A 9,786-nucleotide genomic window follows, 5' to 3' on the forward strand; every position below is an offset into this window, starting at 1 on the left:
TGATCAAGGCGCCTACGCTTTTCTTGTCCGTAACTGAAGCTTTGGAGTGCGATTAATTCAATTTAAATCTGTAGGGAGGGATTTAATTTGAAATTTTCGGAAGAGTTAAGAATGGAAACGGCCCATATTTGGCAGGCGAATCTTAATCATCCATTTGTGAAAGGTATCGGCGATGGGACATTACCGCTTGAGAATTTTCGCTATTACGTGATGCAGGATGCCTATTATTTGTCCCACTTCGCGAAAGTCCAGTCACTTGGAGCGGCTAAAGCAAACGACTTTGAGACAACGAATCAAATGGCTGCCCATGCGCAAGGAACATACGAAGCAGAATCTGCATTACATCGAACGTTTTTTCAAAGCCTTGGAGTGACGGCAGCTGATATAGCAGTATTTAAACCCGCGCCAACTGCTTACGCCTACACTTCCCACCTGTACCGGGCTGCCTACGAAGGTCACTTAGGTGATATTATTGCGGTAATTTTACCGTGCTACTGGATTTACCATGAAATAGGTGAACATTTACAGGCTTGTACACCGGAGGAGGTCATCTATCAAAAATGGATCGCGGCATATGGTGGTGAATGGTTTAAAAAATCAGTAGATGAGCAGATTAATAGACTTGATGAAATCGCGGAAACGGTGACAGCCAAAGACCTCACGCGAATGAAGGAACATTTTATCATTAGCTGTAAATATGAATATGCATTTTGGGAGATGGCCTATACGTTAGAAAAATGGCCGGGAGAGATTGCAGTTGCAAAGGGGATGGAACAATGAGTAAGGGGTTAAAGCTAACGGATATTTTGGTGACCATAATTATTGCCTTGATTTTTGGTGCTATCTACAAATTATGGGGACCGTTATATGGTATTGTTTCAACGTTCGGCCTGCAACTAGAACAACTTCTATACGGGATGTGGTTCATCGCTGCAACTGTAGCCTATTTAATTATTAGGAAACCGGGTGTTGCTTTGTTAGCAGAACTTGCGGCAGCCCATGGTGAATTTATTTTCGGTGGTGAATGGGGGATAACAACCTTAATTTATGGTCTTGGCCAAGGATTTTTTGCTGAGTTCATTTTTGCTAGTTTCCGCTATCAGAAATATAACATGGTGACAGTGTCATTGGCGGGTCTGGCATCTGGAATTGTATCCCTACTCATTGATGTCTACTATGGCTACATTGGCGATTTGGCTATGTGGAATTTACTGATGCTAATTGGGTTTAGACTCATTGGTGCTGTTATTATAGCTGGTGTTTTCGCCCATTTCATTGTTCAAGCATTGGAAAAAACGGGTGTAACGAGTTTGGTTCGACCAGCCACGAGCGTTGACTATGACGCGTTAGATCAATAGGGGAATAAACGATGAAAGAGATTACTGGTGTTGAAGATTTACGACTAAAGTTTCCTGGCACTGACTCTTTGTTATTGAAAGACTTCTCCATTTCCATAAAAAAAGGAGAAAAAGTATTATTACTTGGACCATCAGGATCTGGTAAATCAACTTTGTTACAAGTGCTAACAGGGTTGATACCAAATTCGGTTGAAGTACCGATGAAAGCCAAACGGGTGAATATACCGAAATCGTGGGGATTTTTGTTTCAGGATCCAGACACACAGTTTTGTATGCCGTACGTTGACGAAGAAATCGCTTTTGTATTAGAAAATCTAGCGATTGCTAGAGATGAGATGCGACATTATATTACCGATTATCTCAAGCAAGTCGGCTTACAGTTTGAAGATATTCATACACCGATTCAATCGTTATCGGGCGGGATGAAACAACGACTTGCGATTGCATCTGTCTTAGCTCTTGAAGCTGATGTGCTTTTCTTGGATGAACCAACAGCGATGTTAGATCCTACTGGGACACTAGAGGTATGGGAGACGGTAAAAAAAATTGGTGAAAATAAAACGCTTGTGATTGTAGAACACAAAATTGAGCAAGTAATTGATTTTATTGATCGTATCATTTTGTTAAATGATGATGGTGTTATCGTCGCTGATGGTACAAAAAAAGAAATTTTCTCGGACTATAAGCACGTCTTGGTCGAACAAGGGATTTGGTACCCAGGTGTATGGGAGGACTATTTAAGAAATCGATCGTCACCTAACGAGACAAATGCCAAGAAACCAATTGTTACTTTAAAAGAATTTGATGTTTACAGGGGTAAAGAAAAAAAGGTTCACATCAAAGATTTAACCGTTAACCAAGGTGAGTGGATTACTGTGTTAGGTGAAAATGGAGCGGGAAAGAGCACGTGGTTACTCGGACTTATGAATTTACTAAAGACAAAAGGATGCTATCAAATTGATAACCAAGATGCACGGAGACTAAGCAAACTTACGGATTACTTCGCGTTTGTTTTTCAAAATCCTGAGTTTCAATTTGTGACGAATTCGGTATTTGATGAAATTGCCTATACACTTCGTTTGCAAAATTGGAGTGAGGACCAAATTGTCCGGAAAGTAGAAACCTTGCTAGCGCGATTTCATTTACAACCATACGCGAAGCAGCATCCATATCACTTATCGATGGGCCAAAAAAGAAGATTAAGTGTTGCTGCGGCAACAGTTATGGAGCAGCCTGTTTTATTACTGGATGAGCCAACCTTTGGCCAAGATGCAAGAAATACATTTGCGATCTTAGAACAGCTACAACAGATGCGAAATAAAGGGACGACTATTATCATGATTACGCATGACTGTCATATTGTGAAGCATTTTGCAACGAGAGTGTTGTATATCAATGATGGGCGCTTAACGCTTGATTGTTTGCCTTTACAATATATGGAAGAAAAACAACAGTCGTTGGAGGTATAACCATGCCATTTGAACTTTCTTACCGGCAGACTTGGTTACACAAAATAAATCCAAGCTTTAAATTTTTGCTAGTTATTGCTTTATTTATCTATCTAATATTCGTCGATAACCCTAATCTTATGGTTAATTATGCGATTGGGTCGGTTGGCTTGTACTTCTTTTTTACCGGTCATCCGTGGAAGCGACTTTTGTTGATTGCACTTCCTTTCTTGCTTGTCTTTGTAACCTCCTCTACCTCGATGATCTTTTTCGGGGAAGGGGAGGAGACGTTATTCAACTGGGGCTTAGTTCATATAACGAAAGAGAGCTTATTTCGTGGTTTACATTTAGGGATTCGGGGGATGGTATTTGCGATTTTGGGGGTTGTTTTTTCTTTAACGACTCGACCTGTTCTCTTGTTCTATTCGCTTATGCAACAACTTAAGTTAAAGCCGAAGTATGCCTACAGCTTTATGGCTGCTATTCGGTTGCTTCCAATTATGTTAGAAGAATTGCAAACACTCCGTCATGCGTTAAAGGTAAGAGGAGCAGTAGGTGGCAAAGGTATTAGGGGTTTTTATGAAAAAATAAAGGCGTTCGCAATTCCGATGCTTTCCCAAAGTATTCGGAGGGCGCATCGAATTGCAATAGCAATGGAGGCGAAGCGATTTTTAAATGTCAACAACCGGACGAATTATTATCAGATTGGTTTCTCGAAATTTGATGTTCTATTGCTGCTCTATTTTATTGGTGTAGGTGTACTTGCGCAGTTCGCGAGTGTCAATTTTCCGTATTTTGGAATAGAGGATGTTCGGGTAATCGGTTAAATAAAAGGAGTCTTACGATGCATAGAAAAGAATTACATGTGGTGTCGACTGGAAAGCAAGACCCGGAGCAATTGGTCAAGATTATCGAAAAGATTCATCCATTTATTGACGCCGTCCATATTCGGGAGAAGGAGAGAACAGCATTAGAAGTATTTAAGATAGTAGAGTCGCTTGAGGTTAGTCAGGTTCCTTTGTCAAAAATTATCATCAATGATCGAGTGGATGTTGCATCGGCAAAAGGGGTCGAGGGCGTGCAGCTTTCCAATCAGTCCTTACCTGCTGCTGTCGTTAAGAAATCATTTCCTCATCTTCGCATTGGTTCATCTGTCCATTCAGTGGAAGAAGCACGAATAGCCGAGATGCAAGGCGCGGATTATTTGTTATTTGGTCATATCTTTGAGACGCCATCTAAAGCAGGAATGACACCAAGAGGGACTTCCCAGTTAAAAGCGGTTTGCGAGGCTGTTACGATTCCGGTACTAGCAATTGGTGGGATTAAGCCTGAGGATGTTAAGCGAGTGACACTTGCTGGAGCTAGTGGAATTGCAATGATGTCTGGCATCCTTTTGGCAGAGTCACCTTTAGCGGAAGTGACAGCATATCGTCAGAAGCTGTTGATTGAATAAGCTCTAAGTAAAAGAGGGGTGAAAGGCATGAACAATTCGTACGATGCTATTGTTGTAGGTGGGGGCGTAAATGGAGGGGCGATTGCCTATCAGCTTGCAAAAAGAGGGGCTAGTGTTCTTTTGTTAGAAAAAGGGCGAATAGCTAGTAAGGCATCCGGCGCTGCTGCGGGAATGCTCGCTGCGCAAGCCGAGTTAGAAGACGATGGGCCACTTTTTCAATTGGCGAAAAAAAGTAGGGCAATGTTTCCGAAGCTAGCTGTTGAAATAAAAGAGGCGAGTGGCATCGATATTGGACTGATAAATAAAGGGATGTTAAAGATTGCCTTAGCTGAGCAAGACATGAAAGAATATAACAAGATTATAAGCATCCAACAGGCGTGCGGGGAACAAGCAGAGTGGTTGACTGGAGAAGAAGTTAGGAAGCTTGAGCCGAATTTATCTACGTCCGTCATGGGTGCAATGCATATCGAAAATGATGGTCAAGTAGAGGCGCCTCAGTTAACGGTTGGTTTATTAAAATCGGCTGCAAGACATGGGGTGGTTATTAAGGAAAACGTAGAAGTCGAATCGGTCAAATCAACTAATGGGATGGTCACTGCAGTGATGACAAACGAAGGTGAATTTATAAGTGATCAAGTCATCATAGCGGGTGGTGCTTGGAGCAATCAACTGCTATCAAGAACTGGTTTGCCACTCGAAACCTATCCTGTTAAAGGAGAGTGTTTCTCTGTTACAACACACCAAGCATTACTAACGAAGACAATCTTTTCACACGAGTGTTATCTTGTCCCGAAAAAAGGTTCAAGAATTGTTGTTGGGGCAACGGTAAAGCCGCATACATTTAATGAGCAAGTAACCGTTAGTGGCATATCCCAGTTGATGGAAAAGGCAAGGAACATACTGCCCGGGATTGTGGAGGCAGAATGGGAGAAGGCTTGGGCAGGAATTCGTCCGCAGACTGCTGATGGCTTGCCTTATCTAGGTGCTCATCCGGAATTAAAAGGAATATTTGTTGCTACTGGTCACTTTAGAAATGGGATTTTACTTGCTCCGATTACGGGAGAAATAATCGCCGACCTTGTAGAAGGTAAGGCGCCGAAAGTCGATGTAAATCCTTTTCGTGTTGATCGGTTAACGAAGCAATTAACGTAGAGTGGGGTGAAACTGTGAATGTAATTGTTAATGGGGAACATGTCGAAATTCCAAAAAATGTTGCAACGGTTTCTAATCTTTTGCAGCATTTCGAGTTAGACCAAAAGGTTGTCATTGTTGAATGGAATGCAACGATTTTAGAAAAGGCAGATCATCAGGAGACACGCGTTTCTGATGGAGATCGAATTGAAATAGTTCATTTTGTGGGAGGCGGATGATGGTGTTAAAAATAGGTAAATATCAATTTAACTCTAGACTATTATTAGGTACTGGAAAATATCCGAATTTTGATGTGCAAAAAGAAGCGGTAGATGTTTCTGAAACGGAGGTATTAACATTCTCAGTTCGAAGGATGAATATTTTTGAACCAAGCCAACCGAATTTTTTAGAAAAGCTTGATGTGGAAAAATATACGCTACTGCCAAATACAGCAGGAGCTCAAACGGCAAAAGAAGCAGTCCGTATCGCCAAGTTAGCTAAGGCGTCTGGTCTATGCGACATGATCAAAGTAGAGGTGATTGGCTGCCAAAAAACATTGTTACCAGATCCGGTGGAAACATTAAAGGCATCTGAGGAATTGTTAAAAGAAGGATTTACCGTACTTCCATATACATCTGATGATGTCCTCTTAGCTAAACGATTAGAGGAATTAGGTTGTCATGCAATTATGCCTGGTGCGTCTCCGATTGGTTCTGGACAGGGAATTATTAACCCGTTGAATCTTAGCTTCATTATTGAACAAGCAAATGTACCGGTTATTGTAGATGCTGGCATAGGAACACCATCTGATGCAGCCATTGCGATGGAAATGGGTGCTGATGGTGTGTTACTAAATACGGCTGTTTCCGGTGCAAAAGATCCGGTGAAAATGGCAAAAGCGATGAAGCTTGCTATTGAAGCGGGCCGCTTAGGGTTTGAAGCTGGTCGGATACCAAAGAAAAGATATGCGACAGCAAGTAGTCCAGTGGAAGGAATGAGCTTAGTTTGAGTGAGCGATATTCCAGACAGGAACTATTTACCGGAATAGGACTAGAAGGGCAACGGAAAATTGGATCCAAACACGTCCTTGTCATTGGAGCGGGAGCCTTAGGGACGGGGAGTGCCGAAGCGCTCGTCCGTGCCGGTGTTGGTAAACTAACGATAGTCGACCGTGATTATGTGGAGTGGAGTAATCTCCAACGTCAACAGCTCTATGCAGAATCAGATGCGCTAGATCGTTTGCCGAAAGCTGTTGCTGCTAAAAATAGATTATCAGCTATTAATTCTGACGTCGATATCATGGCCCATGTCATGGATGTGTCTGTCGAAGAGCTTGAGCAGCTAGTCGACGATGTTGATGTGGTGATTGATGCTACCGATAATTTCGATGTTCGAATGATCATCAACGATGTTGCTCAAAAACAGAAGGTGCCCTGGATTTATGGTGCTTGTGTTGGAAGTTATGGTGTTACATTTACTATCCTCCCCGGAGAAACGCCATGTCTAGCTTGTTTACTAGAAACGGTTCCTATGGGTGGAATGACGTGCGATACAGTAGGCATTATAAGTCCCGCAGTTCAAATGGTAGTTTCCTATCAAGTGACAGAAGCCTTAAAGATATTAGTGGAGGATTATGACGCATTAAGGAAGAAACTTGTTTCCTTTGATTTGTGGAAAAATGAACATGTGGCGATTAACGTTGACAAAATAAAGAAAGAAAGCTGTTTATCGTGTGGCAAGGACAGAACGTACCCAAATTTAGATAGGAAGAATCAAACGAAAACAGCGGTGTTATGTGGAAGAGACACGGTTCAAATTCGCCCGTCAAAATTAATGGAGAGAGACTTAGAGCAATTAGCAACCGTTCTTGCTGCACAAGGAGGTAAAGTTGATCGAAATCCTTATCTCGTATCGTTTATTACTGATGACCACCGGTTGGTTATTTTTAAAGATGGGCGAGTATTAATCCATGGAACTAAAGATATTTCCGAAGCGAAAACGCTATATTACCGCTACTTGGGGTAATCTACTAGCGTTCATTGTGGGTAAGTGGTTGTGGATCCGTTCGGACAGTAAAAGGTGAAATCCGGTTACTTGAGTCCGAAACGGGCACGGAATGCCGTAGCTTCGATTTCTGTCCTATTTTTTAAAAAGGTTACGAAAGATTAAGAATAAATGAGGGGGGATACTGTGGAAATTGCAAAAGCATTAACAATTGCTGGTTCTGACAGTGGTGGAGGAGCTGGTATTCAAGCTGATTTAAAAACCTTTCAAGAGCTTGACGTATTTGGTATGTCAGCTATCACAGCAATTACTGCCCAAAATACAGTTGGTGTGCAAGCTGTTTATCCACTTACGGTAAATGCTGTTACAGAACAGATAAAGTCGGTTGCGGAAGACTTAAATCCGAACGCGGTTAAAACGGGTATGCTATTTAGTAGTGAAATTATCGACGCAATTGCTAACGAGATAAAGAGATACCGGTGGAGTCGAGTGGTTGTTGATCCAGTAATGATAGCTAAAGGAGGCTCTTCATTATTATTAGAAGAAGCGGTAGCGTCATTAAAAGATGAACTAATTCCGTTAGCTTTTTGCGTTACACCTAATATACCGGAAGCGGAAAAACTGGTAGGCTTTACTATCTCGACGTTAGAAGAGCGTAAACAGGCATGTGAAGCACTTTATCAATTAGGAGCTAAGAATGTAGTTATTAAAGGAGGTCATAGTAACGAAAAAGAAGTAACCGACCTATTATTTGATGGTGAAACCTTTCATCTTTTTTCAAGTCCGAGAACAAATACAAACCATACACACGGAACAGGCTGTACTTTCGGAGCAGCAATTACTGCCGAGCTAGCTAAAGGTAAATCGATCTATGAAGCGGTAAAAAAAGCCAAAGATTTTATCGGGGCCGCCATTGAAGATAGCCTAGGATTAGGAGCTGGCCATGGTCCTACCAACCATATGGCATACCGCAAAAGAAAGGTTCAAGTAAATGATTACTAGTCTAAAAGAGAAGTTAAAGCTCTACTTTGTAATGGGAAGTTCAAACTGCAAACAAGATCCACGTTACGTGCTACGTGAGGCAATAGAGGGTGGAGTCACTATGTATCAATTTAGAGAGAAGGGTGACAAATGCATTACGGGACAGATAAGATTAGGCTTAGCCAAAGACTTGCAAAGAATATGTAAAGATAACGGTGTGCCGTTTATCGTAAATGACGATGTTGATTTGGCAATGGAAATAGATGCAGATGGCGTTCATATCGGACAAGAAGACCAACCAATTGAAAATGTGAGAACAATAATTGGTGAAAAGATATTAGGGGTATCAGCCCATACTATGGAAGAAGCAAATATTGCGGTCCAAAAAGGTGCAGACTACTTGGGTGTTGGTCCTATGTATAGAACTACGACTAAGTCCGATATAAGAGAAGTCCAAGGACCCAAGGTAATTAATCAAATGCGCTCTTGTATTACTATTCCAATAGTCGGAATCGGCGGAATTGATGAATCAAGAGTTAAAGAAGTAATTCGGAATGGTGCAGATGGAGTAGCAGTCATATCAGCAATTAGCCAATCAACTTCACCACGATTAGCAGCACGGTATCTAAGTGAAAAATTATAGGATACATTATTTTGCAAAAAAATAGATGTTTATAACCTGTAATAATTGGTAGACTAGATGAAGTATCTAATTGGAGATGCTCATTTCATAGTATCTCCTTATTTCTAGGTAATAGTCACCTTTCTACCATATTATAAAAATAGATCCATATGAGAAATGTAAACACAGCAAGTTTTAATATAGTTGATATTAGGCCCTATAACAAAATATTATTATATCTACTAAATATTTATTGACTTAGTAACAGTAATCATATACAATAATTCTTGCTTCAGAAAAATAAGTGAGTAATTCATATTGACTTCTGCGCAACATAAAGATATTGTTATTTAGGTCATAATAATAGCTGATTGATTTGATTGAAATAATTTTTAAAAAGCTATTGACTTATACGTATTGAGATGGTAAAGTAATAAAGTCGCTCAAACGAGAAAAAGAAAATATCAAAAAAGTTGTTGACTTCCACGAATAGGCGTGATACCATAATGGATGTCGCTAAAAATCAGAGCGATAACGAAAAGTGAAATTGATCTTTGAAAACTGAACAAAACAACCAGTATGTTTAAAGAAAAAGTGTAGGCGACTGTTTAATAGCGTACGGATAGATAAGACAGCATGTAGCACTTCGAACTTCAAGTGCAAAATGATGGATTAACTATACGCTAGCTATTGGGAGCCGAAGCTAGATTAGAAATACAATTGCTAGTCAAGTTTATGAGTAAATCAACTCATTCATTTATTGGAGAGTTTGATCTTGGCTCAGGACGA

11 protein-coding genes are annotated in these 9,786 nt (G+C 40.7%); all 11 read left to right on the forward strand.

All coding sequences use genetic code 11. From position 1 onward, the window contains the following. Positions 1-87: 87 nt before the first annotated feature. The 11 genes from tenA to thiE all read left to right on the forward strand — a co-directional run bounded on the left by tenA (position 88) and on the right by thiE (position 9,018). Positions 88-780 (forward strand): thiaminase II, encoded by a 693-nt coding sequence (gene tenA / locus NC799_RS14285; RefSeq protein ID WP_272447115.1) that lies wholly within the window; start codon positions 88-90, stop codon positions 778-780. Further along, positions 777-1,358: an ECF transporter S component gene (locus NC799_RS14290; RefSeq protein WP_272447116.1), complete on the forward strand. Its 582-nt coding sequence runs from the start codon at positions 777-779 to the stop codon at positions 1,356-1,358. Before tenA ends, NC799_RS14290 begins: the two co-directional genes overlap by 4 nt. 11 nt (positions 1,359-1,369) lie before the next feature. Beyond that, positions 1,370-2,827, forward strand: a complete 1,458-nt coding sequence (locus NC799_RS14295; RefSeq protein ID WP_272447117.1) for an ABC transporter ATP-binding protein — start codon at positions 1,370-1,372, stop codon at positions 2,825-2,827. Between the two features lie 2 nt (positions 2,828-2,829). Further along, positions 2,830-3,633: an energy-coupling factor transporter transmembrane component T family protein gene (locus tag NC799_RS14300; protein WP_272447118.1), complete on the forward strand. Its 804-nt coding sequence runs from the start codon at positions 2,830-2,832 to the stop codon at positions 3,631-3,633. 17 nt (positions 3,634-3,650) lie between these two features. Next, positions 3,651-4,259 carry a thiamine phosphate synthase gene (locus NC799_RS14305; RefSeq protein ID WP_272447119.1) on the forward strand — a complete coding sequence of 203 codons (609 nt, stop codon included), beginning with the start codon at positions 3,651-3,653 and terminating at the stop codon, positions 4,257-4,259. Between the two features lie 27 nt (positions 4,260-4,286). Further along, a complete protein-coding gene (gene thiO / locus NC799_RS14310; RefSeq protein ID WP_272447120.1) occupies positions 4,287-5,411 on the forward strand; it encodes a glycine oxidase ThiO in 1,125 nt (374 codons plus the stop codon). 14 nt (positions 5,412-5,425) lie between these two features. Continuing rightward, entirely contained in the window at positions 5,426-5,629 is a 204-nt protein-coding gene (thiS, locus tag NC799_RS14315; protein WP_272447121.1) for a sulfur carrier protein ThiS, read from the forward strand. 2 nt (positions 5,630-5,631) lie between these two features. Then, a complete protein-coding gene (locus tag NC799_RS14320) occupies positions 5,632-6,399 on the forward strand; it encodes a thiazole synthase (RefSeq protein WP_272447127.1) in 768 nt (255 codons plus the stop codon). After that, positions 6,396-7,415, forward strand: coding sequence for a thiazole biosynthesis adenylyltransferase ThiF (locus tag NC799_RS14325; RefSeq protein ID WP_272447122.1), 1,020 nt, complete (start codon positions 6,396-6,398; stop codon positions 7,413-7,415). The genes NC799_RS14320 and NC799_RS14325 overlap by 4 nt, the downstream gene beginning before the upstream one ends. Before the next feature lie 165 nt (positions 7,416-7,580). After that, positions 7,581-8,396 (forward strand): bifunctional hydroxymethylpyrimidine kinase/phosphomethylpyrimidine kinase, encoded by an 816-nt coding sequence (gene thiD / locus NC799_RS14330; protein ID WP_272447123.1) that lies wholly within the window; start codon positions 7,581-7,583, stop codon positions 8,394-8,396. After that, positions 8,386-9,018, forward strand: a complete 633-nt coding sequence (gene thiE / locus NC799_RS14335; RefSeq protein ID WP_272447124.1) for a thiamine phosphate synthase — start codon at positions 8,386-8,388, stop codon at positions 9,016-9,018. Before thiD ends, thiE begins: the two co-directional genes overlap by 11 nt. Positions 9,019-9,786 lie beyond the last annotated feature (768 nt).

Source organism: Aquibacillus salsiterrae, from assembly GCF_028416595.1.
Classification (GTDB): Bacteria; Bacillota; Bacilli; order Bacillales; family Amphibacillaceae; genus Aquibacillus_A; species Aquibacillus_A salsiterrae.

Excerpts from the sequence above, each read along its gene's own strand:
- NC799_RS14305 (WP_272447119.1), top strand. The coding sequence starts at position 3,651 with ATGCATAGAAAAGAATTACATGTGGTGTCGACTGGAAAGCAAGACCCG.
- NC799_RS14300 (WP_272447118.1), top strand. The coding sequence starts at position 2,830 with ATGCCATTTGAACTTTCTTACCGGCAGACTTGGTTACACAAAATAAAT.
- thiE (WP_272447124.1), top strand. The coding sequence starts at position 8,386 with ATGATTACTAGTCTAAAAGAGAAGTTAAAGCTCTACTTTGTAATGGGA.
- NC799_RS14295 (WP_272447117.1), top strand. The coding sequence starts at position 1,370 with ATGAAAGAGATTACTGGTGTTGAAGATTTACGACTAAAGTTTCCTGGC.
- thiO (WP_272447120.1), top strand. The coding sequence starts at position 4,287 with ATGAACAATTCGTACGATGCTATTGTTGTAGGTGGGGGCGTAAATGGA.
- NC799_RS14290 (WP_272447116.1), top strand. The coding sequence starts at position 777 with ATGAGTAAGGGGTTAAAGCTAACGGATATTTTGGTGACCATAATTATT.